At 51.6% G+C, this 23120-nt stretch carries 19 protein-coding genes; 15 read left to right on the forward strand and 4 right to left on the reverse strand.

Features of this window, described 5'->3' with window-relative positions; translation table 11 throughout:
- Positions 1-229 precede the first annotated feature (229 nt).
- Positions 230-1564 carry an AAA family ATPase gene (locus NP589_RS11280; protein ID WP_256607072.1) on the reverse strand — a complete coding sequence of 445 codons (1335 nt, stop codon included), beginning with the start codon at positions 1562-1564 and terminating at the stop codon, positions 230-232.
- Between the two features lie 2 nt (positions 1565-1566).
- Positions 1567-2586, reverse strand: a complete 1020-nt coding sequence (locus tag NP589_RS11285) for a reverse transcriptase domain-containing protein (RefSeq protein ID WP_256607073.1) — start codon at positions 2584-2586, stop codon at positions 1567-1569.
- A gap of 472 nt (positions 2587-3058) precedes the next feature.
- On the opposite strand from NP589_RS11285, the gene NP589_RS11290 reads away from it, so the two are divergent.
- From NP589_RS11290 to NP589_RS11305, 4 genes are read left to right on the forward strand one after another with little or no spacing between them, the layout of a single operon-like run.
- Positions 3059-3367, forward strand: coding sequence for an HvfA family oxazolone/thioamide-modified RiPP metallophore (locus tag NP589_RS11290; protein WP_256607074.1), 309 nt, complete (start codon positions 3059-3061; stop codon positions 3365-3367).
- A 17-nt stretch (positions 3368-3384) separates the two neighbouring features.
- Complete coding sequence (locus NP589_RS11295) at positions 3385-4263, forward strand: HvfB family MNIO-type RiPP peptide maturase (protein ID WP_256607075.1); 879 nt, start codon at positions 3385-3387, stop codon at positions 4261-4263.
- The gene (locus NP589_RS11300; RefSeq protein ID WP_256607076.1) at positions 4260-5021 is read left to right on the forward strand and encodes an HvfC family RiPP maturation protein; all 762 of its coding nucleotides are present in this window, start codon (positions 4260-4262) and stop codon (positions 5019-5021) included. Before NP589_RS11295 ends, NP589_RS11300 begins: the two co-directional genes overlap by 4 nt.
- A gap of 17 nt (positions 5022-5038) precedes the next feature.
- A complete protein-coding gene (locus tag NP589_RS11305; protein WP_256607077.1) occupies positions 5039-5611 on the forward strand; it encodes an HvfX family Cu-binding RiPP maturation protein in 573 nt (190 codons plus the stop codon).
- Between the two features lie 86 nt (positions 5612-5697).
- Here NP589_RS11305 and NP589_RS11310 read toward each other — a convergent pair whose 3' ends face one another.
- Positions 5698-6132 (reverse strand): carboxymuconolactone decarboxylase family protein, encoded by a 435-nt coding sequence (locus tag NP589_RS11310; RefSeq protein WP_256607078.1) that lies wholly within the window; start codon positions 6130-6132, stop codon positions 5698-5700.
- On the opposite strand from NP589_RS11310, the gene NP589_RS11315 reads away from it, so the two are divergent.
- The 10 genes from NP589_RS11315 to NP589_RS11370 all read left to right on the forward strand — a co-directional run bounded on the left by NP589_RS11315 (position 6121) and on the right by NP589_RS11370 (position 19273).
- Positions 6121-6378, forward strand: coding sequence for a helix-turn-helix domain-containing protein (locus NP589_RS11315; RefSeq protein ID WP_256607079.1), 258 nt, complete (start codon positions 6121-6123; stop codon positions 6376-6378). The two genes, NP589_RS11310 and NP589_RS11315, sit on opposite strands and share 12 nt — an antisense overlap.
- 421 nt (positions 6379-6799) lie before the next feature.
- The gene (locus NP589_RS11320) at positions 6800-7021 is read left to right on the forward strand and encodes a hypothetical protein (RefSeq protein ID WP_256607080.1); all 222 of its coding nucleotides are present in this window, start codon (positions 6800-6802) and stop codon (positions 7019-7021) included.
- Positions 7022-7043: 22 nt separating this feature from the next.
- Positions 7044-7508 (forward strand): metallophosphoesterase family protein, encoded by a 465-nt coding sequence (locus NP589_RS11325; protein WP_256607081.1) that lies wholly within the window; start codon positions 7044-7046, stop codon positions 7506-7508.
- A 99-nt stretch (positions 7509-7607) separates the two neighbouring features.
- Positions 7608-8420 carry an arylamine N-acetyltransferase family protein gene (locus NP589_RS11330; RefSeq protein ID WP_256607082.1) on the forward strand — a complete coding sequence of 271 codons (813 nt, stop codon included), beginning with the start codon at positions 7608-7610 and terminating at the stop codon, positions 8418-8420.
- 122 nt (positions 8421-8542) lie between these two features.
- On the forward strand, positions 8543-8965 hold the full coding sequence (locus tag NP589_RS11335; RefSeq protein WP_256607083.1) for a response regulator: 423 nt from the start codon (positions 8543-8545) through the stop codon (positions 8963-8965).
- Between the two features lie 46 nt (positions 8966-9011).
- Positions 9012-11033: a two-component system response regulator gene (locus NP589_RS11340; RefSeq protein ID WP_256607084.1), complete on the forward strand. Its 2022-nt coding sequence runs from the start codon at positions 9012-9014 to the stop codon at positions 11031-11033.
- A gap of 175 nt (positions 11034-11208) precedes the next feature.
- Complete coding sequence (locus NP589_RS11345) at positions 11209-14109, forward strand: TonB-dependent receptor (RefSeq protein WP_256607085.1); 2901 nt, start codon at positions 11209-11211, stop codon at positions 14107-14109.
- The gene (locus tag NP589_RS11350; protein WP_256607086.1) at positions 14109-14624 is read left to right on the forward strand and encodes a YfiR family protein; all 516 of its coding nucleotides are present in this window, start codon (positions 14109-14111) and stop codon (positions 14622-14624) included. The genes NP589_RS11345 and NP589_RS11350 overlap by 1 nt, the downstream gene beginning before the upstream one ends.
- 16 nt (positions 14625-14640) lie before the next feature.
- Complete coding sequence (locus NP589_RS21665) at positions 14641-18144, forward strand: response regulator (RefSeq protein WP_305890992.1); 3504 nt, start codon at positions 14641-14643, stop codon at positions 18142-18144.
- 121 nt (positions 18145-18265) lie between these two features.
- Positions 18266-19273: a cytochrome-c peroxidase gene (locus NP589_RS11370; protein ID WP_256607087.1), complete on the forward strand. Its 1008-nt coding sequence runs from the start codon at positions 18266-18268 to the stop codon at positions 19271-19273.
- 352 nt (positions 19274-19625) lie between these two features.
- On the opposite strand, the gene ald is transcribed toward NP589_RS11370, so the two are convergent.
- A complete protein-coding gene (gene ald, locus NP589_RS11375; RefSeq protein WP_256607088.1) occupies positions 19626-20741 on the reverse strand; it encodes an alanine dehydrogenase in 1116 nt (371 codons plus the stop codon).
- Positions 20742-21004: 263 nt separating this feature from the next.
- Here ald and NP589_RS11380 point away from each other — a divergent pair, with 263 nt between their 5' ends.
- Entirely contained in the window at positions 21005-22666 is a 1662-nt protein-coding gene (locus NP589_RS11380) for an ATP-binding protein (protein ID WP_256607089.1), read from the forward strand.
- The last annotated feature ends 454 nt before the right edge of the window (positions 22667-23120 follow it).

Consider the following 23120-nt stretch of genomic DNA (forward strand, 5'->3'; position numbering starts at 1 on the left):
GAGCGGATTAGTTTCGTCGTATTGATGTCGCAATACGCTGGTCGAACCAGATGATCGCTGGGCTGCGCGGTATTTTTATATTGTGTTGAATGTCGGGCGAAACAGAAGAGCCAGCGGCAAATATCTCGCCAAAAGCAGGCGTAGAATGTGGTGAGTTTACGAACCGTACCAATCGCGAACGATGCGGTGCACGTTGTTTACCGTATCCTACCGAGCGACGCAGAGTTTGCTACGCTTGTGGGTTAAGAAAGTTGGATAAAATCCTAGCAAAATCATTAACTTCGGTTTGTTTTTGACGATTAATGAATAAAAATATTTCGGCGTCGGACATATAGGATTGTTGTCGTATGCTTTTATATAGCTCTTTTGGATTTTCTGGCGTTTTGGTGAAAATAAATGTTTCAGGAACGTCATTGTTAGTAAAATTTTCAAATAATTGTTTTTCAACGCTTGAAAAAGGAATAAATACTATTTTTTCATTGTCTTGGTAGCTGCGATTTATTTTTTGGTCTCCGTCAAGCACGGTAATAACATTTTCTTTTTTTGACAAAAACTCATCTTCTGAGTTTCTATTCATCAAATCCACTACCCTATTGGCCCCGCCAATATAAATAATTTTGTATGTATAGTGCGCAGAAATGTTTTCATGCACAATTAAGTGCTCAATGTAATTTTGAAGCATTTCGTCTTCTGTGAGAATATATCTGTCCCATCCCTTAAACCCAAAAAGTAAGCTCTTGACATAGTTGTAGGAAGCTTCTCTTATAGTCACAATTCCATTACTACTTTCCATATAGTAGAGCTCGGAGTCATTCAATTTCTTCATGAGGGCGAGGGAGTGTGTTGTGAATATTATGTTGACTTCATATTCCCTACAAAATTTCCGTAATTCATTAAGTAAATTTACTTGCGCTGAGGCGTCTAAGGATATATCTATCTCGTCAATAAAAATTAACTTGCATCTCCGCTGAACCATCTTGTATAGATTGATAACAAAATGCTCTCCCGAGCTTAGATAATCTTCACGTATGTAAAAATTCCCTTCCCTTAAAATGAAATAGTATTTTGATTTCTTTATGGAAACTTCTTTTAGGTTTTCAAACCGATCTGTCTGATATATTTCAGATAGAAATGCAATTAGCTCATTAGGTGTTTCATATTCTTTTAGTGCAATTTTTCTCCTTAGCTCTTCATCAATATCGCCTAGTTTTTGAAAATTCCCAAATCTTTCCCCATGAGGAATTGGCAATTCAACATAAATATTATTTTTGACAGCTTTGTCAATAATGTCTTTTGTATCAATTGTTCTTAATTTTTCGTTGTATCGAAAGACATAATTTTTATCGTTGTATTGATACGATATTTGACTGTCACTGAAAAAAATATAAGGTGCAGCAGTTTTTGCAAAAGTATCCGTCACACTTAGGTTTTTTATTGCCCTGATTAATGTGGTTTTTCCGGTTCCATTTTTCCCAACTATACACATAATCTGATTGTTAAGCTCCACAAAGAATGCAAGCTCTTTTATGTGTTGTACGTTATTTATTGTGCAGCTGAAAATCATTGTTATTTGATCGCCTGGTGATAAAAAATATCAACAATAAAGTTACCATATTTTTTTCTCAGCTTGTCCAGATAGGAGTTATCAATAGCGTTGATGTAGTTTAACTGCCCGGATATCTTAGCCGGGTCTCCGTCATAGTTATTCTTAAGATAATCTGCGTACTTTTCCCGGTCATTAATATAGAAATGGAGCAATATCTCTAGGTGGCTTTTCATCTTCATGTCAACACTGACTTTTCCAGATGGCAATATAACCAACCCGAGTAATTTTATTTTTCCGCCTTTATGGGTGAACTTGGTTTTTTTATGATTTATTTCTATTCGTTCCCCATAAAAAAACATAAGTTTGTTAACAACAAAGTCTCTAGCTGGCGCTAGTATGTCTTTATCATTTGATGACAAAATAATGTCGTCAGAGTAGCGAGTATAAGTTATTCCTCTATCTATGCAAAAATCTTCGATTTCATTGTCGAATGGAAATAGACATGTATTACTAATATTTGGAGAAGTAGGAAAGCCGATAGGCAAGCGATCCTGGATGGTTGTCAATCGTAATAATTGATTTTTATAATCTCTAATATCAGAAATTGGTGTGGCATTTAGATTTTTATCAATAACTATCTCAACATCATTAGCATTGATGCTGGAGAAAAAATCTTTAATATCTGTTTGAAAGAAATACTTGTTATTCGCGTGCCTAGCTACGGCGTCAAATGGACTTTTATCTTGCCTGTAAGAGTATACGACATTCTCATTTATTTTTGCGTAATCAAATATATACTTATTGAGAAATTGAAGGTATTTTTTAAATTTTGGCGATGGGCTAAATATCTTTTGACCCAGTTTTTGGCACTCCTGTTCGGCATTCAAAGTTATAAAGTCGTTAAACGAAAACTTATGATGGAATGCGCAGTCGAAGGCTTCCTGAAGAGAAAGATACATTTTCAAGTTAGAAAAAATGGAGAGGAAAATGGGAAATTGGCGTTTTTTATCATTCAATTTTAGCTTGCCCTCAATCGACATAACACCGATTGGGGCAAGTAAATCTAGTAAACGCGGGTAGAGGCCAAGGCTAATTGACTGGAGATGCTCCTAGTCACCTAAGCATGTTCAGAATATATAGCATCATTTCTAAAAATACAACTGTTGTCCCTTTCTAGCCCGCGTAGCTCCGATTAGCGATAGCGTAATCGGAGGAATGTTGACTTCGAGATGTGCGATTACGCAAGCTAATCGCACCTACATTTCAACTGGCAGCTTATTTGCCTATTCAAGTGACAGAAAATTAAATCACATCCGTTAGCACTGGATCGGTTTTTGCCGGTCACGTCACTGTTATTTTACTCGTAGTTGACAGCGCTTCTCCAACTCCCGTTTCTTCCAAACCGCTTGTAAAAAAAATTGTAAGGAATTCAAAACGGCTCCGACTGATGGGGCAGGAAGGCCTTGTTGCTTGTCCTGATCATTCATTCATTTATCTATCGGAGAGAACACCATGAACAAAAAAACCTTGTCCTTGACTTTGAGCAGCGCGCTGGCTTCCACCTTACTGAGCGCGGCTCCGGTCATTCAAGCCGGCGAAAATCCCTTTGCGATGTCCAGCATCAATCCTACTCAGTTGGCGGCGGCCGACGAAAAAGCCAAGGAAGGTAAATGCGGTGAAGGCAAATGCGGGGCCGATAAGGCTAAGGCTGCGGCGGGCGATAAGGCGGCTGAAGGCAAATGCGGTGCTGACAAAGCCAAAGAAGCCAGTTGCGGCGCTAACAAAACCGAAGACGCTAAAGACGCACCCGCAGGCAAATAAGTTTGGGGCTACCGCCGATGTATCTATCCAATCCTAATATTTTCGGCCTTGCCGGTGCCGGTCTGGGCTTGCGCCGTGCGCTGTTACCCGCGTTGCAAGCCGGCGTGCCGGCCGGCATCGATTTTTTCGAAGTTTCACCGGAAAACTGGATAGGCGTCGGCGGTCAGCTTGGCAAGCAGTTCCGCAGCCTGACCGAGCGCCATCGTTTTGTGGCGCACGGTTTGGCCCTGTCGTTGGGCGGCCCCGCGCCGCTCGATACGGCGTTTCTGGCCGAGCTGAAACAGTTTCTCGATCACCATGATTTTGCCCTGTACACCGAGCACTTGAGCTTTTGCGGCGACGAGGGCCATTGTTATGATTTATACCCCATCCCCTTTACCGAGCAGGCGGTCAAGCATGTCGCCCAACGCATACGCCAGACGCAGGACATTCTGGAACGGCCTATCGCCCTGGAAAACGCGTCTTACTATGTGCAGCCGCAGCAGGCGGAGATGGACGAACTGATGTTCATCAATGCGGTATTGGCCGAAGCCGACTGTTATCTGCATCTGGACGTGAACAACATCTACGTCAACAGCGTCAATCACGGCTACGACCCGTTCGAGTTCTTACGCGGCCTGCCCGGCGAGCGCGTGGTTTACGGCCATGTCGCTGGTCACGACCGGGAGCCATCCGGCCTGATCATCGACACCCACGGCCAGGACACCATCGAAGCGGTTTGGGACTTGCTGCACGAAGCCTATAGCCGCTTTGGCGTGTTTCCGACCTTGGTGGAACGCGACAACAACATGCCGCCATTGGCCGATTTAGTGGTCGAAGTGGAGCGGATTCGCGACTTGCAAAAGCACCATCAGCTTTGCCGCCGTGTTCACGACCTCAGCGAGGTGGCGGCATGAAGCCGACACTGGCGTTTCAACACCAGCAACGACAGTTTTTGAGTTATTTGCGTCAACCGCAAACGGCTGAATTACCATCGGGATTCGCCCCTGAGCGACTGGCTGTGTATGTCGATCTGCTCTACAACAAATTCGACGAAAGCCTGACCGCCTGCTTTCCGGTCATTCACAGTCTGCTGTCAAAAGCAGACTGGCGGGCGTTGCTGCTGGATTTTATTGCCGAACATCGCTGCCTGACGCCGTATTACCGGCAAATCCCCGACGAGTTTGTGCAGTATCTGCAACACGAGCGGCGACATCCCGACGATTGGCCGTTTTTAGTAGAACTGGCGCATTTCGAATGGATGGAATTGCAGCTGGCTATTGCCGAGGCCGAACCGGTGACGCGAAAGCCGTTGTCTGATGCCGAATTGCTAAACAATGTACCTGTGTTTGCGCCGGTCATACAGTTGCTGCATTACCACTGGCCGGTGCAACACATCGGCCCAAACTGCCTGCCCAGAGAACCACCCGAGACGGCCAGCCATATCCTGGGTTTTCGCGATAGCGAGGATCAGGTGCGGTTTATTGCGCTGAACCCGATCACGGCGAAGCTGATATTGTTGTTGAATAACGGTTTGAGCGGACAACAGGCTTTACAGGCGATGACAGGTGACGACCTCACGGATGCGCAATTTTTAGAATTCACCCAATTCGGCCAGCAAATTCTGGCCGATCTAAATAGCCAGGGCGCGATTATCGACGTCCGCCCGCTTTGAACTTTGGAGCCTTAATCATGACCGACCTTGCCAAATCCACGGACAACGATTGTTCGACCTGCCTGATTCCATCCTGCATCGAGCAGATATGCGCCGCGCCCGGCCAAATCTCTCGCTGGTTAGATCATAACTTACACGGCTTGGCGCCGATCTTTCCACGCCTGTTGCTGGCTTACGAGTTTGGCGAAGCCGGCCTGGAAAAGCTCCATGGCGAGAATTGGTTTACCGATTTGAGCTTTCCGTTTCCGTTCAGCTTATTGCCCGCCGACTTTAGCTGGACCTTGGCCATCGGCCTGGAAATCATCGCCCCGATTGCGTTGATATTAGGATTGTTGACCCGCTTTTTCAGCGCCGCCCTGATGGTGTTGACCGTGGTCGCCATCGCTGCCGTACACTGGCCGGCGGAATGGCACAGCCTGGCCGAATTATGGCAAGGCTATGCCATCAGCGATCACGGTTATGGCAATTACAAATTGCCGTTGCTCTACTTGTTCATGCTTAGTTCGTTGGTATTGAGCGGCAGTGGACGAGTGGGCGTTGATGCCTGGTTAAACAGACGTGCCGCCGCAGTATCGGCAAAATCCCCGTAAATCCGGGGATCGGGTTAGTGATTATTCTGGGTTTCCGCTCAGCCACGAACAATTAAGATGAATCATTCGGCACATACCTTGACCAGCTAAGCGTTCAAGCACACGGCCGGCTGCCGCATTGAACGGGGTTCTTCCCAAGCTTCGGCCTGAAAAACAGTACCCAGCGGCACATGAGTAAACTGGTTGGTGTAGCTGCTCAAGGTTTTGAATGCCATGCCCAGCAACACTTCCAATACCTGCGCCCGGCTGTAGCCCGCTTTGATAAATTTGTCCAAGGTTTGGCCGCAAACTACGCCGCGGTTTTTCACCACCGCTTGGCTAAAGCCGGCCAGAACATCCAATTGGCTGTCCCGCTGCGGTTTGCCGTAGCGTAAGGCTTCGACAATCCCCGGATCGGCTTTGGTCATCTGCTTGGCGATCATCGAATGCGCCGCGACACAGTAAGTGCAATGGTTTTCGGCGCTGATGGCCAGCAAAATGACTTGCCGTTCGGTAGGACTAAACGACGTTTGATCAAACAAAGCCGTCAATTCGATATAGGCTTTCAGGGCCGCCGGCGCTTCTGCCAAACCGCCACGCAGTCTTGGACGCTGAGCGAATTATGTGCCAAGGCGGGCGTTTCCAAGTCGGTATTATCGGAGAAACTTATCGCCCTGATCGGCCATTCGCCCATCGAATATCTGACGCTATGGCGCCTGCAAATTGCTGCTCACTGGTTGATGGCGCCGAACATGACCCTAGAGCGCGTGGCGGAAAGGAGCGGCTAAGAGTCGGTGCCGGCGTTCAGCAAAGCCTTCAAACGCCATATTGGGCTCGCGCCTGGCGCATTTAGACGCGTTTAGAAATTTCTCTGACATCGGAGCGTAAGTTCTTGAACGTTCCAACTTAGATCACGAGTGGCCATACAACAGATTGATTTTGCATCATTCTGAATGTCTGGTTTTGGCCGGTTTACAGTTGTCCTATAAAATTGCAGAAGCAAAATCGCCCTGAATCGGTCCTGAAACGTACATATATTGCTCAAATTCTCCGCGCACCTTAAGACATAATTAGAATTCAGATTGACCGCTCCGTGGTTTGGGTCGCTGGAGTATCCCGGACGGGGTTCACAATCATATCCTCGGGTATGGAAAGCATGGGAACCGTGAGCACTTCGCGATTTTTTGAATTGTTAAAAGCACGGCCCCGATGAGTGAACCATCCAAACCTACCCTAAGCCCCGACACTCAAGCAATGTTGGATTGTTTGCAATTAGCCGTCAACAAAACTCTGGAACGCAAGCGCCGTCTAGGACAATACGTAGTGCTTTGGGATGGTAACGCTCCGTTTGTAATCGGCGACGATGCGCCGGAGCACTTGAAACAAGCGCCGACCAACGCAACGCCGTCTTCGTCTGGTCGAACGGGTTGATAAAAGGGTTAATATTACAATTATGCCCCACCGCATCGGTATCATCTCCGACACCCACGGCTTGTTACGCCCTGAAGCGCTGGCGATTTTGCAAGGCTGCGACTGGATTATTCACGCCGGCGACATCGGCAAACAGGAGGTGTTGCAGCAATTAACAGCGTTGGCACCGATCACAGCGGTGCGCGGTAACAACGACAAAGGTGCTTGGGCAGAGGAATTGCCGGTCAGCGCCAGCATCACGGTAGGGCAAGTTGCAATTTATCTGGTCCATGATCTGACCGAGCTGTTCATCGATCCGGTCGCGGCCGGGATTCGCGTCGTCATCTCCGGGCATTCGCATAAACCATCGATTCAAGAACGCGATGGCGTGTTGTATCTCAACCCCGGCAGCGCCGGTCCACGCCGGTTTAAATTACCGATAGCCGTTGCCGAACTTGTCATCAGGGACACGGCAGTCGAAGCGCGAATCGTCGAGTTGGCGGTTTGAAACCGATTACAAGAATTTGTTATCGTTATCGCCTGCTGCGTTCTGCTATCGCGCGATTCGTTTCCGTTTAACCTCTTTTTCACACTAAAAGATTTCCCCATGAGTTTTGATTTTAACGCTTACCTAAACCGCATCGGCATAGCCAAACCGGAAACTACCCTGGCCGGCCTCAGCCAATTACAGCAGGCGCAACTCGGCGCTATTCCGTTCGAAAACATCAATCCGCTGTTGGGCTTGGTGCCCGAGTTGGAAACGGCGGCGTTGATGGAAAAAATCGTCGCCAGTCGGCGCGGCGGCTATTGTTTCGAATTGAACGGATTATTTGCCCAGGCCCTGGATGAATTGGGATTTGATTATCAGCCAATTATGGCCAGGGTGCGGATGGGCCGTAGCGAGGGCGGACCGCGTCTGCATTTGGCTTTTATCGTGGAGGCTGAAGGCGACTCCTGGCTGGTCGATGCCGGCTTCGGCGGCCCCAGCCATTATCGGCCGCTTCGTCTGAATACCGAGCAGGAGCAAAGCCAGGACCACAATCAGTTTCGGCTGCGTCAGGAGCCGGAATCGGGAGAAACCGTGCTGGAGCGACTGCAAAACGGCGAGTGGTTTGCGTTGTATAGTTTCGACCGGTCGAGGGTGCAACGCTGCGACCTGGATGCGGCTAATCTGGTCTGCACGACCTGGGACCAATCGCTGCTGTCGCAAAATTTGTTGATTTGCCGCAATACCGCCGAGGGCTGGGTGCAATTGTTTAATACCAATTTTTCGAGATACCAAGCGGGTGAGCAAATCAGTCATTCAGTCGAGAGCCTGGCGCATTTAAGCGATTTGCTGAGTGAACAGTTTGGTATCGAACTTGGTAATCAGCAGTTGCGTCGGCTCGGCGAACGTTTAGATTTAAGCAGTTCGCAATAGATTGCCTGATTATCAGGATGCTTCAGCTGAATTCCTCGCGTATCGTCTGCAGTTTGCTTTGGGTTTCATTGGGGATGAACTAAATTTTGTTGATCGCCTATCGGGGTGAACGGGGGAGTTATATGAACGATATTTGTGTTGCAAAAGAAAAACCAAGAATTCTGATCGTCGATGATGTTCACGAAAACCTGCATACCTTGCTGAATATTTTGCGGCAAGACTATGCGGTGATGGCCGCTACGTCAGGTGAGAAAGCGCTTGAGATAGCGCGGCGCGCGCCGGCGCCGGATTTGATTTTGCTGGATATAAAAATGCCGGAAATGGACGGCTATCAAGTGCTGCAATATCTGCGTAGCGAGCCGTCAACCGCTGAAATTCCGGTGATTTTTGTCACAGCGGCGGCCGAAGTCGGCGACGAAGCCAAGGGAATGGCACTGGCTGTCGATGACTATTTACTCAAACCAGTGCTGCCCGAGCTACTCTTAGCTCGGGTTAGGCTGCATTTGGAGTTGGCCGCCTATCGGAAACGCTACGGCAGACTATAATCGTTGGGGTCAATTGGCAATGCTGGTCTAACTATTTCCCTGGACGATGAACAAACACAAATCCCTATCACTCAATCCCAGGCCGACTATTTTGGTGGTAGATGATCTTCCCGAAAATATCCACGGTTTACTCGAAGCACTAAAGGATGATTACGGCATCATGGTCGCGACGGATGGCATGCGCGCGGTGGAGTTGGCGCAAGGCCCCACGCCGCCGGATTTGGTGTTGCTGGACGTCAGAATGCCCGGCATGGATGGTTACGAGGTTTGTCGGCGGCTCAAGAGCGATCCTAGAACTTCCGGGATACCCATCCTCTTTGTGACGATAGTCGAAGCGTCCATCGAAAAAATTCGCGGTTTTTCCATGGGCGCCGCCGATTTCATTACCAAGCCCTTCGATATTGATGAAGTGCGAGCCAGGGTCAAAACGCATCTGGAACTGAGCCGCTTACGCCGGGCTCTGGAAGGCCGGGTCAAACGTCTGAACGAATACCGGCATGCCACGGATGTCTCCAATATCGTATTCCGGACCGATCCGCATGGCGTGATCACTTTTGTAAACGATGCCTTTGTGCAAACCTACGGCTACACCCGCGAGGAGGTGATCGGCAAAACCAGTCGGATTCTCAAAGATCCCGACGCGGCTCCCGGCCTGCATAGAGAGTTATGGAACACGATTCTAGGCGGAGCAATCTGGCGCGGCACCTACAGCAATCTGACTAAAAGCGGGGAGGTGATTTACATCAATAACACCATCGTGCCCATCCTCGACGCCGACGGGGCGATTCGCGAGTTTATATCCACTAGCGTGAATGTCACCCATTTGATCAAACAGGAAGAGTTGATTCGGGAACAGACCACGGACGCGTTAACCGGCTTGCCCAATCGAGTAAAATTGATGCAGGACTTGGCGAATGCCGAGCAATCGATGCTGGGTATGATCAATATCGATCAATTCAAAGCCATCAATGATTTTTACGGCTTGCGCAACGGCGATAAAGTCTTGTTGGAAATTGGCGAGCGTTTGCAAAAAATGAGCGGCGCCGATGCGCAGGCTTATCGCATCGGCGGCGATTTGTTTGCGTTACTCTCAAAAAACGGCGGCGATCCGGGTAGTTTCGAGCAATTGATAGATCGGATTATCAAGCATTTGGAATCGGAAGCGATCGATTGCGGTGAAGACAAGATTAATATCCGCGTGACGGCCGGCATCTGTTCAGGTGCCGACAATCCTTATACGCATGCGGCGCTGGCGTTGGAGCGAGCCAGAATCGAACGTCGGGATTATTTGATTTATACCGATCAGATGCAGATCAAATCGCACTACAAGGACAACATCCATTGGAGCCAAAAGATTCGCAGTGCCTTGGCCGACGGCCGCATCGTGCCTTTTTATCAACCCATCATCGACAATCGCAGCGGTAAAGTCGTCAAATACGAAGCGCTGATGCGGATGATAGACGAAGACGGCAACGTGATTCCGCCCAGCTTTCTCGGGGTCGCAAAACGTACCCGGCAATATACCGCCTTGACTCGCACCATGATCGAACAAGTCGTGCAAGCCTTGCCCGAGTCGGCGGAGGCGATGAGTATCAACCTGACGGTAGAGGATATTATCGATGCCAATACTGTGAGCTTCATTGCCGAAAAACTCTCTCAGCCCGGTGTCGGTTCGCGCATTATCCTGGAGATCACCGAATCCGAAGGTATCGAAAGTTACGAGGAAGTGCGCGAGTTTGTTAATCGAATGAAAGGTTACGGCTGTCATTTTGCGATTGACGATTTCGGCAGCGGTTATTCCAATTTCGTGCACTTATTGCGTTTAAAGATCGATTATTTAAAGATCGACGGCTCCATCATCATGAATATTATCGACAATCCGGATTCCGAAGTGATCGCCCGCGTCATCGTCGATGCTGCGCGGCGCTTGGGCATGCGCACGGTCGCCGAGTTTGTGGGGAGTGCGGAGATACAAGCCAAGGTAGTGGAGTTGGGTATCGATTTCTCGCAAGGTTTTTATCTAGGCAAGCCGGCACCTCAACCGCTGGCGATGCCCGGCAATGATTGAGCCCATGCCTTGCTTGGCTCCATCATGAGTAAGGCATATCCAGCCATTGCCGATGTTAAAGCGGGCGCGGAGTCATAGCATGCGACAGGCTTTCGTTGTTCGTGGTGAGCGGCTTACAGGGCTTAATCGACGGTTCCTAAGGTTCATATTTCGTCGGCAATCAATTGCTGCCGGCGTGCTGCTGGCAATAATTAGCGTTAGTAACCCGGCGCATGCCGACATCAGTGCGGCGACGATTCGCGGTCAAGTCACGCTCGGGGGGGCCGACAGTCAGGCGGGCGCGCAAATAATCGTCACCAGCCTGGAGCGGGGCTTTTCCACGCGGACCTTTTCCAGAGCCGATGGCTCTTATGTGCTGATGGCTTTAAAACCAGGCCGTTACCAGCTCAAAGTGTTGGCGCCTGACGGGCAGCAGAACAGCCAGGAGCTGACGCTGCAAGTTGGGCAAGTGGCCGTGGTGGACATTGCGCTAGGGGCTGAAGAGAGTGTTGCCGAGCACGCGAGCGAGGGCAATTCGGCGGAGTTGGCTACTTATTTAACCCCTGAGCAAATGCAGCGCCTGCCGCAGGTAAACCGCAATTTTTTAAATTATGCCGACCTTGCACCGGGTGTGAATGTGGTCACCGATGAGAACGGCAGCACCCGTTTGCAAAGCGGTGGGCAGCGGCCGGATAGCGTTAATTTGTTTATCGATGGCGTCAGTCAGAAAAACTATGTGGTGAGGGGCGGGGTGGCCGGCCAGGATTCCAGCCGCGGCAATGTGTTTCCGGAATCGGCCGTTGCCGAATACAAGGTCATCAGTCAGAACTATAAAGCCGAGTACGATCAAGTCGGCGGCGCGGCAATTTCGGTGCAGACCAAATCCGGCGGCAACACCTTTCACGGCGAAACCTTTTACGATCATACCAATCAGGATTTGCGCAGCGTCACACCCAGCGAGCAACTCGCCGGCGGCAAGCGCGATACCGAGCAAGCCCAGTTCGGTGTAACCTTAAGCGGGCCGATTGCTAGGGATGTGGCGCATTTTTTCATGGCATACGAACGTAAACTCAACGACGATTACGCCAATGTCAGCAGCGGTGACGGCTCCAGTTTACCCGAGCCGTATCAAGCGCAACTGGGCAGTGTGAATAGGCCATTTACGGCGGACTTGTTTTTCGGCAAACTGGATTGGGCGCTTAACGATAGCAACTTGATCGAAGTCTCTTTTAAGTTGCGTGATGAAACCGAAACCCTCGGCATTGGCGGTCAAAACGCCGAATCGTATGCGTTGGCAAAGGGTAATAGTGAAAAGCGCCTGGACTTTAAATATCAATACAGCGCGGAACATTGGGTCAACGAAGCGCGCTTTACCTATGAAGATGCCAGTTGGCGGCAACTGCCGGCCACGCAAAGTGCGGGTTTGCTGTTGCGTCGCCTGGACGGTACTCTGAGTGGGGGTAATTTGACTAGCCGGAGCGTGCTGAATAGCGGCGGCACCACTAATTACCAGGACAAGGGGCAGAGCGGACCGGGTTTTCAAGACGATCTAACCTTCAGCGGATTGAATTGGCACGGCACCCATGTCGTAAAATTGGGCGCTAAAGTAAAACAGATAGAACTCGGCGCGGTGGAGCGCGATCCTTACCACCCGCAGTTCGGATTAAATTTGAATAATGCTGCCGGCAATCCGTATCAAGTACGCTGGGCAACGCCGTTGAACGGAGGCAGCGACGGTTCCGCCCACTCTGACGTCACGCAATTTGGCGCGTATCTGCAAGACGATTGGAACCCTAATCGACATCTGAGCGTCAACCTGGGCGTGCGCTGGGATTACGAATATAACCCCGGTTATCTGAATCATGTCACACCCGGCGATGTCAGCAGCGCGCTACGCAACTGGCGCAACCTTCAAAACGCCAATGCCGGTTACGACATCGAAAATTACCTTAGCAACGGCGGCAATCGAACCGCAGACAGCAATAATATTGCACCCAGACTCGGTCTTGCTTACGACCTGTTTGCAGATCAGCGGCATGTATTGTTCGGCGGCTACGCCAAAGCCTACGACCGCAATATTTACGACGTGCTGCAACTGGAACGGACCAAGGGCAGTTATCCCGGTTTTAGCGTGAATTTTCAGGGCGACCCCAATTACGATTGTGTTGCCGGCGTCGATTGCATTGCCTGGAACCCCGAGTATCTAAACTATACGCCGGCGCAATTGTCTGCGCTGACCGGTGCCGGTGTTGGCAGCAGCAGGGAAATCAATTTGATGCGCAACGATTTGCGCACACCCTATGCCGACCAGTTCAATATCGGCATGCGCAATCGTTTCGGCGACTGGCATACCGAGATCAGCGTGTCGCACGTACACAGTTACAACGGTTTGGTCGGTTTGCTGGGCGGCCGCAATGCCGACGGCAGTTTTTACGCAGCTGGGTCTGGGTTCGGCGGCACCTTTCAGGCTGTGCCGGGGTTTGGGCAATTGATCTTGTTCGATAACGGCGTACAGACCAAAACCAATTCGGTGTTTGTTAAAGCCGAAAAACCTTACAGCAAGGACAGCGGTTGGGGTATGACTTTTGCGTACACCTATACCGATTCCGAAGAAAACAAACCGCAATCCTTCGTCGATAACAGCAGTTATTTGTTCGAGTATCCCAATACCCACACCAACGGCTGGCTGGATACCGCCGGGGTTCGTAAGCATAAGCTGGTGACGACCGCCAGCGTCGATTTACCATGGGATTTGATTTTTTCCACCAAACTGACGCTGGCTACGCCCGACACCCGCTCCGGCATCAACTGCACAACTGGTGCTTGCCGCTTCGATACCTTTACGCCGCCGGGTAGCGATTTTATTTTTCCGGGGCAGTGGTGGGGGTACAAACAAGTCGATATTGCCCTGATCAAAAGCTTCGATACGCCGCACGATACCCGCATGAAGCTACGTTTGGATGTATTGAATTTATTCGATTTTAAAAATTATGCGGCATTTAACAGCGACTTTGCCTCGCCGAATTTAGGTACGCCGCTTACCGTGCTGGCCGGACCGGGTTTGACGGTGAAATTGACCGCCCGCCTGGAGTTTTGATGGCGGGTAGGTTAGCGGGCTTGGGTTTATGTTTGTGGGTGTTGCTCAGCGGCCTCGGCCCGGCCGTTGCGGCCGACGATGTGCTGAATGCTAAAACCAAGGCCAATTATTTGTTCAATTTCACCAAGTTCGTGGAATGGCCGGCGCTGATGAACGATACGCTGCATGTCTGTATCGTCGGCGCCGAGCCTATCGTGAACGTGCTTAGCGACTTGGCCAGCCGGGATACCAAGGGGCATTTACTGCAAATCTGGTCGGGCATAGACGATCCGCAGGTTTGCCAGATTTTGTATATCGACCATGAAGCGCCGGAGTTGCACGCCTTGACGCAGCAGGTGCGCGGCAATCAGATTCTGACGGTCAGCGATGCCGAGGGGTTTGCCGGCCGGGGAGGTTGTATTGGTTTCTACAGCGAAAACGGCCAAATCAAACTGGAAATCAATCCCGACGCCGTGCGCCGTGCGCAATTAAAAGTCAACGCGTTGTTGATGGAAATCGCCCGTATCGTCCGTTAATTCAATCCAGAACACCATGACAAACCAGGCTGAATTTAAACGCGATCTGACTATTAAAACCAAGCTGGTGCTGATCATGCTGGCAACCAGCATCTTGTCGTTGTTGTTGGCGGGAGCTGGTTTTATTGCCCAGGAACACATGCGGGTGAAAGAGGATATGGGCCGGGATTTGAGTTCTCTGGCCCGCATCATCGCCAGTCGCAGTACCGTGGCCTTGTCCTTCAATGACAGCGGTGTCGCCAACGCGACATTGGCAGCTTTAAGCGTCAAGGAAAGCGTGGTTTCGGCCTGTATTTACGATAGCGCCAATCAGCTGTTTGCGCTTTACGAGCCCGGCTTGGCCTGTCCGCTGCACCATCCCGAGCCTTCGGCTAGCGAACGGCCGCTATTCGACAATGCATATTGCACCGTTAGCGAAACGATAGCCTTGGATGGCCGGACCTTGGGAAGGGTATGGATAGCCTCCAGTTTGGCGGAGCTGGATTCCTTGTGGCGGGATTTTTTAGCCGCTGCGACGGGTATTGTCATGATGTCCGGTCTGTTTGCCTTGCTGTTGGCGTCCAGTTTGCAGCAAGTGGTGTCCGGTCCGCTGGTCAGGTTGAAAAAAACCGTCGAGACTATCAATAGTGAAAAGAACTACACCTTGCGCGCCGTGCAAGAAAGCGACGACGAACTAGGGGCGCTGATTCAAGCCTTTAACACCATGATTGCCACTATCGAAACCCGCGATAGTGAACTGCTGGCTTTGAATTGGCAGCTTGCCGAAAACGAAAAACTATTGGCCAGTATCAATGAAGGTCTGGAAGAACGTGTGGCCGCCCGCACCGCCGAGTTGGCGCACAGTAACGCCAAACTGGCACATAACAGCGTGATGCTGGCAACGGTGTTGGATAGCATGTCGCAGGGCTTGATTGCCTTTGACAGCAATTTAAAATTATTGGTTTGGAATAAAAAGCTCAGCGAGGTGCGCGGCTATCCGGAAAGTATGCTGGCAGTGGGCAGAGACCATGCCGATTTTATGCAGTTCGACTTGACGGATCCGCAGCTGCGTTTCAGAAATCCCGATGCCGAACTCAGGCAGTTATTGGACGAAATAAGACGGTTTCAGCCGCACAATTTTACTCGGCAACGACTGGACAATCGAGTCATCGAGGTCAGCGGCGGGCCGATTGCCGATGGCGGTTTCGTCAGTACCTACGAAGATGTGACCTTGCGCAAGCAGGCCGAGCTGGCATTGAAAGAAGCCAGGGACGCCGCCCAGTCGGCAACTCAAACTAAAAGCCAGTTCCTGGCGAATATGTCGCACGAGATCCGCACCCCGATGAACGGCGTGCTGGGGATGTTGCATCTGGCCTTACAGACTGAACTGACGGCATCGCAGCGCAATTATTTGGCAAAAGCGCACAGTTCCGCACGCACCTTGTTGGGGATTCTTAACGATATTCTGGATTTCTCCAAAATCGAGGCCGGTAAATTAGCGCTGGAAGAAACCGAATTTCGCTTCGATAGCGTGGTGGAACAATTGGCCGATATGATCGGTTACCAAGCCGGCTTGAAAGGTATCGAGTTCCTGATTCGTCACGACCCGCAAATTCCGCCGGTGTTGTTGGGCGATCCTTTGCGTTTCGGCCAGGTGTTGACCAATCTGTGCGGCAACGCGCTGAAGTTCACCGAAGCCGGCGAATTGGAACTGGCTTTCCATTGCCTGGCCAAGACCGATAGCACTATCGATTTGCGGATTTCGGTGCGGGACACCGGCATCGGTATGTCGGAAGACGATCAGAAAAAGCTGTTTCGAGAGTTTACTCAAGCCGATCAGGGCACCAGCCGGCGCTTTGGCGGCACCGGTTTGGGTTTGGCCATCTGCAAAACCCTGGTGGAAATGATGCGCGGCCGGATCTGGATCGAGCAGTCGCAACTGGGTCAGGGCACAACCTTTTGTTTTACCGTGCGCTTGGGTGTTGCTACGGACACCTTGTTGCATCAAGACGCGCTGGAGCAAAGCATAGGCGTATTGCTAGCCGAGGTGCGGGTATTGGTGGTGGATGACAACGAGGCGTCCCGGGAAATCATCAGCGACATGCTGCGGCCGTTTCAATTACGGGTAAGTTGTGCGGCCAGTGCCGCCGCCGCGCTGAGCGCTTTGCGGGACATGCCGGCCGGTCAGCCTTTCGATGTGGTGTTGATGGACTGGAAAATGCCGGGCATGAACGGCGACGAGGCGATCAGGCAGATTCGTGCCGACACCAGCCTGGTGCCGCAGCCCAAGATCATCATGGTGACGGCTTACGGTAGCGAAGATGTGATGCGTTTGGCGGGCCGGGCCGGTATCGATGGCTTTTTGATCAAGCCGGTATCGCCGTCTTCATTACTGGATGCGATTTTATCCGCACTGGGCCGCGGGCGGGTGCTTGGGGCGGTGGATAAATTCAAGCAACTGGGCGGGGCGGATATTGCCGGCATCAAACAGCTGCAGGGGATTCGCTTGTTGCTGGTGGAAGATAATGAAATCAACCGCGAATTTGCCTGCGAATTGCTGCGCAGTCACGATATTCAGGTCGATGAAGCGGTGAACGGCGAGGAAGCAGTGAGCATGGTTCGGCAACGGCATTACGATGCGGTCTTGATGGACATCCAGATGCCGGTGCTGGACGGCTTGCAAGCCACCGTCAAGATTCGGGCCTTGGCGCAAGCCGAGGGTGATCAACGCTATGCCGCCATGCCCATCATCGCGATGACCGCCCATGCCATGGCCCGCGATGTCGAAAAAAGCCTGGAGGCGGGTATGAACGATCACGTCACCAAACCAATCGATCCCGACCGGCTGTTCAAAGCCTTGGCGACCTGGATTCCGCTCACTGCCGACGGCGGTCAGGGCCAGGAAGCGGCGCAGATTTATGAAATTGCCGATTATCCGGAAGATTTACAAACCTTGACCAGCCTGGATATTGTGCAAGGTATACGCCGGATTGGCGGCAATCCGGATGCCTATCGCAAACAGCTATACCGTTTTAAAGAACACTACCCGGATGCGGTCGCCGAGATTCGCGGTTTGATCAATGCCGGCGAACTGAGGCAGGCTGAAGAGCGCTGTCATGCCTTGAAAGGCGTCAGCGGCAATCTGGGGGCGACGGATTTATTCGAAGCCGCCGCCGGTGTCGATATTGTGCTTAAGCAAAATCAAATTCCGCCCGCCGAACACTTGCTGCACATGGAAGGATTTTTGCGCAAAGTAATTGCTCAAATTCAGGCCTTGCAAACAGCGGCGGACAGCCGAACGCCCGGCCCGGATCAGCCTCAGGCACCGGTTGCCAATGCCGAGATAGCGGCGGATTTGCACAAACTGTCGCAGTTGCTGGAAAGCGATCTAGGCGCGGCCGAAGCGATGTTGGAGCAATTGCAGCTTAGTATGGCCGGTCATGAATATCTGCCCTTGTTGGAGGACATCGCCAAAAAAATCGACCGATTTGCCATCGACGAAGCGCTGACGCAACTGGGCGAGTTGGTGCAAAAGCTATAACGCCGGTTTGGGCCCTTTTGCCGCTTGCCGTCGTTGAAGATGCAATTTAATTTACCTGCCGAGCGTCAATATCTTACAATTCGGCAGCCCTTGGCTCACTATAATTACTTAGGAGGATCTCATGTTTAAATTTCGTATGCTGGTTTCTGCGCTAGCGCTGACTGGTTCGATGTCTGTTATGGCAGCCGATGCGCTGCCCACCACGGCGCCGGCGCCTGCCAATAACCCCACAACCCCCGAGAAGGTTGAACTTGGCAAAATGCTGTATCACGATCCGCGTCTGTCTTCCACGGGCACCGTTTCTTGCGCGTCTTGCCACAACACCATGTTGGGCGGTGAAGATAATCGGCCAAACTCCATGGGCGTAAATGGTCAAACCGGCGGCCGCAGCGCGCCAACAGTCTGGAATGCTGCATTCAATAAAGTGCAGTTCTGGGACGGCCGTGCCGACAGCCTGGAAGCCCAAGCGGCAGGTCCAGTCACCAACCCTATCGAAATGGGCATGAAAAGCTGGGATGATGTGGTCGCTCGCTTGAAAACCATTAAAGGTTATCGCCATGCTTTCGAAGTGGCCTTCGGCAGCGACTCTGAGGCCGTTACCAAAGACAACGCCACCAAAGCGATTGCCGCTTACGAAAGAACCTTGATCACGCCGAATAGCGCTTACGACAAATATGTCAAAGGCGATAAAGACGCCTTGACGGAACAGCAAGAACGCGGCCTGAAAAAAGCCGTGGAACTGGGTTGCACCAGCTGCCACAGCGGACCGGCTTTCAACGGTCCAGGCGTATTCCAAAAATTCCCCGTTAACTCCAGCGGCTATTTCGAAGCGCAATATCACTTCCAAAAAGACAAAGGCCTGGCCGAAGTCACTAAAAAGGAAAGCGACGAGCACATGTTTAAAGTTCCGACTCTGCGTAACGTGGCTTTGACTGCACCTTACATGCATAACGGTTCGGTAAAAACCTTGGATAAAGCCGTTTGGTTGATGGGTAAATTGCAGTTAAATCAAGAATTGTCGGATGCCGATGTGGCTGACATCGTCGCGTTTTTGAATGCGCTGACAGGCGAATTCCCAGCGCAAACCATGCCGCAATTGCCAGGAACACCGGGTTCCAGCTTTAACTGAGCTTTATCAGGCAGCTAAAGGAAAGGGGCCGAAAGGCCCCTTTTTTTGTCATGAGATTGGCTATTGCCCGGCTACTAAATATCGTCGGTCCGGTGCCTGCGGGAGTGACAGCCCCAGAAAATTAGGGGCCAGGTTAAACGTTCCTGATTATAAAGCTGCCCCAGCAACGACGTCATTCCGGCATGGATTGCCGGAATCCAGACTACATGGATGTGTTAGGCGCTTGCCATCCTTGGCTCCTGGATCCCGGCGATCCATGCCGAGATGACGATATTTGATATGGCTCAAGCATCCTTATAATCAGAATAACGTTCGAGTGCTTATTCTGTTCGGTCAGGCCAGGCTGATTGGTTTAGCTCAGGAACTGATCCGGCGGCAGATAATTAAAACCAAACGCATCGGCAATCCCTTGGCAAGTAACATTGCCGGCCACGATGTTTAGCCCTTTCAGCAAAGCCGAATTCTCGCGCAACGCTTGTTGCCAGCCCTTGTTGGCGAGTTGCAGGGCATAGGGCAGGGTGGCGTTGGTTAAGGCCAGAGTCGAGGTGCGCGGCACTGCGCCGGGCATGTTGGCGACTGCATAATGCACGACATTGTCGATAACATAGATAGGATCGGCATGGGTAGTGGGATGTGTGGTTTCCACGCAGCCGCCTTGGTCTACCGCCACATCGACGATTACCGCGCCGGCTTGCATCAATTTTAAATCTTCGGCGCGGATCAGCTTGGGTGCGGCTGCCCCGGTTACGAGTACGCCGCCGATGACCAAGTCTGCTGTGCGGATTTGCTCGAGAATAGCGTGTCTGCTGGAAAACAGCAGTTGCACATTGGCGGGTAAAATATCGCTGAGCTGGCGCAGACGCTCCAGCGACAAATCCATGACCGTGACTTGTGCACCCAAACCGGCCGCCATTTTTGCCGCCTGCGTGCCGACTACCCCGCCGCCCAAAATCAACACCTTGGCCGGCAATACCCCCGGTACGCCCCCAAGTAACATGCCGCGGCCGCCATAGAGTTTTTCCAGGTAATGCGCGCCTTCCTGCACCGCCAGCCGGCCGGCTACTTCGGACATCGGCGTCAGCAAGGGTAATTCGCCGGAGGCCAATTGCACGGTCTCATACGCGATACAGGTGGCGCCGGAAGCCAGATGCGCCTCGGTCAACGGCCGATTGGCGGCAAAATGAAAATAGGTAAATAGCGTTTGGCCGGGCCGAATCAACGACCATTCGGGTTCTATCGGCTCCTTAACCTTGACTATCATATCCGCGGAGGCCCAAACCGGTTCCGGACCTTCCACCAGCTGTGCGCCGGCTGTTTGGTATAGCGAGTCTTCGAAGCCGGCGCCAACGCCCGCGCCACTTTCCATTGTGACAGTGTGGCCGGCGCTTACTAGCGCGGCAACGCCGGACGGTACCACCGATACCCGGTTTTCATTAGGTTTGATTTCCTTGGGTACGCCGATTTTCATATTCACCTCTTGTGCAATATTAAATGATGCCGGTTTGATGGTAGCAATAATCAGACCGTAAGGCTTTGTCAACCAAAAGTGCCAAACGTTCAACGGCTTACCATGGCGGACCTAGTCCCATGTTGTAGCGTTTGTAGCGCTTTGTTTGCCATTTTGGCGCAAAACCGCTGCTCTGTCCTAGGCGAATGAATAGACTATCGCGGGCGGGACGGACCTTAAAAATCGTCTAAGCTTAGCCCAGCGGCTTTACCAGAGAGAACATCATGACGCAGCAAACGCAAAACATCCTGATCGGCCATTTAACCGAAGTCAGAGGCGACGGTATGGATGCCCGTATTACCGAAGAACATTCGACGGCGGCCCCCATCATCAAGCTCGGCGATGAAGAAATATTGGCCGGCCATATCGGCTCATATGTTGTGATCCGCCAGTCGCATATCGGCGTATTGGCCTTGGTGTTTAAAATGTGGGAACGCGACCGCTTTGACGCCGCCGGCAATCGCGCGACCGACCGCTTTATTGCCTTGATCCCGGTCGGCGAGTTGAACGAAAGCAATGTGTTCATTCGCGGCGTACGGCATTATCCGACGCCGGGCGCGGCGGTGTATGCGGTCGGTCTCAGCGAGATCAACGCGATTTTTTCCAAATTCCGCGATTACGAATTTTTTATCGGGCAGCTGGCCAGTCATAAGGATTATCACCTGAGTCTGGACCCGCGCGCCTTGTTCGGCAGGCATTTTGCGATTATCGGCCAGTCAGGATCAGGGAAGTCCTGGACCGTGACCAGTTTGATCCAGCATACTATGCGGGCGATGCCGAAAACCCATATGATTATGCTGGATCTGCACGGCGAATATTGTTGGAAGCGGCCTGATGGCAGCATCGAATCGGCGTTTCCGGCCGAGCAAGTCAATTACGTGGACGCAATGGACCTGGAGATGCCGTACTGGATGATGTCTTACGCCGAACTGGTGGACTTGTTCATCGATAGAGACGACAGAGGCGCATCGATGCAGATGTCCTTCATGCGCGAAGTGCTGCAACAATTGAAACGCAAGGAAGCCAAAGCCATTGGCCTGGGGGTGGTTTCGATAGACACGCCGATTTATTTCTCGCTGGCGGAAATGTATATGCAATTCAAGGCCGCCAACGAGGAGCGCAAGGACTTCGGGAAAACCAAGGGTGCATTGTTTGGCCAGTTCGATGAATTTCTGGTGACGATGCAGAGCCGTTTTAATGATGTGCGTTACGACTTTTTATTAAAACCCAAAAAACGGAACAACTCGGCCAGCATGGCGGATTTACTCAGACAATTCGTGGGTTTGGGGCAAAAAAAAGCCAACATCACCGTCGTCGATCTCAGCTCCGTACCTACCGATGTGCGGCCGGCTGTGTCCGCGCAAGTCGGCCGGCTGGCGTATGAGTTTAACTATTGGAATCCGCGCCGCCGGGAGTTTCCGATCACATTGATCTGCGAGGAAGCCCATGCCTATATCCCGCGCGAAAAAGGCGGGCAGTTCGACGGCACCAAGAAAATGATGGAACGGATCGCCAAGGAGGGCCGTAAATACGGGGTGTCCATCGGCGTGGTCAGCCAGCGGCCCACCGAATTATCGGAAACCATGCTGGCGCAATGTAGCTCGTTTATTTGCCTGCGCACCACCAATCCGGACGACCAGCAATACATTCGCGGCCTAGTGCCGGAGGCGGAAGGCGATTTGGCTGATATTCTCAGCTCGCTCGGTAGAGGTGAAGCGTTAGTGCTCGGTGAGGCCGCGCCGCTACCAACCCGAGTACAAATCTACCGGCCCAACCCGGAACCGAAAAGTAACGACGTGGATTACTACACCAGTTGGCGCGAAGGCCCGGACGATCTGGATGTGGAAGGTATAGTCGAGAATTGGCGCACGCAGAATAGGCATTGATTTTAGCGTTGCGAACTCATTATCCGGGCGTTAGACTAAATAAGCTTCTATAGTAGATTGATATTCGCTATCGATAGAGTCCGCCATGGTTCGGTATCTGTGGCGCTCGTCGCAAATTGGATCGTCGACTCACTAATTCTTTTCAGCAGATTTACCGAGTCGGGTAGCGATGGTAAACTCGCCGCCCGCTGCTCTCGGATCGGGTGAAAGTCGCATCGTTAGGGTGTAAATCGGGGCGGTTGAAGGCTAAAGCTGATCGGCAACCGTTTCAATCAACCAAATCTATAGGCATCACGATGAATTTCGGCAAACCTAAATTCGCGAAAGTCCAACAAGCCAAATCTGTCCAAGCGATCCCGCGTTGTTACGCTTTTGCGCTGGAACCGCGTATTTTGTTCGACGGCGCGGCGGCTGCGACGACGGACGCCGCGCTTGCGGAACCGGCAGCCGAACC

Source organism: Methylomonas rosea, from assembly GCF_024505055.1.
Taxonomy (GTDB): Bacteria; Pseudomonadota; Gammaproteobacteria; order Methylococcales; family Methylomonadaceae; genus Methylomonas; species Methylomonas rosea.

Coding starts and splice junctions, on each gene's coding strand:
- NP589_RS11380 (WP_256607089.1), top strand. CDS start 21,005: ATGACGCAGCAAACGCAAAACATCCTGATCGGCCATTTAACCGAAGTC.
- NP589_RS11290 (WP_256607074.1), top strand. CDS start 3,059: ATGAACAAAAAAACCTTGTCCTTGACTTTGAGCAGCGCGCTGGCTTCC.
- NP589_RS11350 (WP_256607086.1), top strand. CDS start 14,109: ATGGCGGGTAGGTTAGCGGGCTTGGGTTTATGTTTGTGGGTGTTGCTC.
- NP589_RS11335 (WP_256607083.1), top strand. CDS start 8,543: ATGAACGATATTTGTGTTGCAAAAGAAAAACCAAGAATTCTGATCGTC.
- NP589_RS11305 (WP_256607077.1), top strand. CDS start 5,039: ATGACCGACCTTGCCAAATCCACGGACAACGATTGTTCGACCTGCCTG.
- NP589_RS11280 (WP_256607072.1), bottom strand. CDS start 1,564: ATGATTTTCAGCTGCACAATAAATAACGTACAACACATAAAAGAGCTT.
- NP589_RS11330 (WP_256607082.1), top strand. CDS start 7,608: ATGAGTTTTGATTTTAACGCTTACCTAAACCGCATCGGCATAGCCAAA.
- NP589_RS11370 (WP_256607087.1), top strand. CDS start 18,266: ATGTTTAAATTTCGTATGCTGGTTTCTGCGCTAGCGCTGACTGGTTCG.
- NP589_RS11340 (WP_256607084.1), top strand. CDS start 9,012: ATGAACAAACACAAATCCCTATCACTCAATCCCAGGCCGACTATTTTG.
- NP589_RS11285 (WP_256607073.1), bottom strand. CDS start 2,586: ATGTCGATTGAGGGCAAGCTAAAATTGAATGATAAAAAACGCCAATTT.
- NP589_RS11320 (WP_256607080.1), top strand. CDS start 6,800: ATGAGTGAACCATCCAAACCTACCCTAAGCCCCGACACTCAAGCAATG.
- NP589_RS11295 (WP_256607075.1), top strand. CDS start 3,385: ATGTATCTATCCAATCCTAATATTTTCGGCCTTGCCGGTGCCGGTCTG.
- NP589_RS11325 (WP_256607081.1), top strand. CDS start 7,044: ATGCCCCACCGCATCGGTATCATCTCCGACACCCACGGCTTGTTACGC.
- ald (WP_256607088.1), bottom strand. CDS start 20,741: ATGAAAATCGGCGTACCCAAGGAAATCAAACCTAATGAAAACCGGGTA.
- NP589_RS21665 (WP_305890992.1), top strand. CDS start 14,641: ATGACAAACCAGGCTGAATTTAAACGCGATCTGACTATTAAAACCAAG.
- NP589_RS11300 (WP_256607076.1), top strand. CDS start 4,260: ATGAAGCCGACACTGGCGTTTCAACACCAGCAACGACAGTTTTTGAGT.